We start from the raw sequence: 1,658 nt of genomic DNA on the forward strand, positions 1-1,658 counted from the left end.
TCCGGCTCGGTCACGGCGAACGCCCAGGCCGGTGGGGCTGGCTCCGGTGTGGTCATCGCGCCCCTGGACCTGCTCGACCGGCTCGCGCCGTCGTCGCCGGTCGTGGCGGTGTGGGCCGGGCTCGCCCTGGCCCTGCTCGGGTTCGGGGTGCTCGGTGGGGCCGTCTCGTTCGTCGGCATCCTCGTGGGTGCGGTGCTGTGGATCCCGCGGGTCGTGGCCGCGGTGGGGCGCCTCATGCAGGGCTTCGGGCCGGCGGCACGGCTCGCCGCCGCGAACACGCTGCGCAACCCGCGGCGCACCGCGGCCACGAGCACGGCCCTGCTCATCGGCGTCACCCTCGTCGTGACGATGAGCACCGGTGCGGCCACCGCACGCAGCTCGATCGACGAGCTGCTCGACAGCCACTTCCCGGTCGACCTCGTGGCCGCCGGTACGCAGGGCGCAGGGTCGGACGCGACGTTGCCGGCCAGGACGCTGACCACGGTGCAGGACGTCCCCGGGATCGGCGCGGCGGTGCCCGTGCGGGCCGCCACCGCCGAGCTGGACGGGCGCCCGGTGACGGTCTACGGGTTGCCCGTCGACCAGGCCGCGACCGTGCTGCGGGACACCTCGCTGGTCCGGGCGCTGTCCGAGGGCAAGGTGCTGGTCCCGAAGGACGAGCCGACCCAGGTGACGCTCACCTCGTCGGAGCACTCCGGCTCGGTCACGGCGAACGCCCAGGCCGGTGGGGCTGGCTCCGGTGTGGTCATCGCGCCCCTGGACCTGCTCGACCGGCTCGCGCCGTCGTCGCCGGTCGTGGCGGTGTGGGCCCGGCTCGCCCCGGACGTCACGGCTGCCACCGTGCTGCAGGACGTGCAGGACGCGCTCGCCGACAGCTCGGTGTCCGTCGCCAGCGCGGCGGCCGAGCGGGAGTACTACGAGCAGATCATCGACACCCTGCTGGGGATCGTCGTCGGGCTGCTGGCCGTCGCCGTGGTGATCGCGCTCATCGGCGTGACGAACACGCTGTCGCTGTCGGTGCTGGAGCGGCGTCGGGAGTCGGCGACGCTGCGGGCCCTGGGCATGACGCGCCGTCAGCTGCGGACCACCCTGGCCGCCGAGGGCATGGTCATCGCCGGGGTGAGCGCCGTGCTGGGGGCCGCGCTCGGTCTGCTCTACGGCTGGGCCGGGTCGGCCGTCGTGTTCGGCGTCGCGGCCAAGGTGCAGCTCGCGGTCCCGTGGGGCGACCTGGCGACCGTGCTCGTCGTCGCGCTGCTCGCGGGCCTGACCGCGTCGGTGGTCCCCGCCCGCACGGCCGCACGGACCCCGCCGGTCGCGGCGCTGGCCGTGGAGTAGGGCGCGTGGGTTCGGGACGAGCCGTCCCGAACCCACGTCGCATGAGGGGACGCCCGCCCCGCCGTCCGGCCCACCAGGGCGACGCGGCACTCTCGGGTGGTGCGCATCGGGCTCGTGACCAGCAGTGACGCCCGGCTCGACCTCGACGTCGAGCCGGGCGTCACTGTCCACGCGCTGCGCGGCCGGCTGACGCTGCTCACCGCCGACCCGGCCTGGGCGCACGAGCGGGTGTGGGTGGACGCGACCCCGCTCGACGAGCATCAGCCGTGCGGGGCACCACCGCTGGTCGCCGGGGCGCTGCTGCGGACCCGCCCCGGCCCGCC

The 1,658-nt window shown here is 75.8% G+C and carries 2 protein-coding genes; both read left to right on the forward strand.

What is annotated here, in order from left to right; all coding sequences use genetic code 11:
* Positions 1–1,335, forward strand: a 1,335-nt coding sequence (locus F2B26_RS16120; protein WP_159811076.1) for an FtsX-like permease family protein, incomplete at its 5' end; no start/stop codon positions are given.
* 114 nt (positions 1,336–1,449) lie between these two features.
* Positions 1,450–1,658 (forward strand): hypothetical protein (locus F2B26_RS16125; RefSeq protein WP_159811078.1); only part of this gene is annotated, 209 nt, incomplete at its 3' end.

This window comes from Cellulomonas citrea (genome assembly GCF_009829685.1).
GTDB lineage: Bacteria > Actinomycetota > Actinomycetes > Actinomycetales > Cellulomonadaceae > Cellulomonas > Cellulomonas citrea.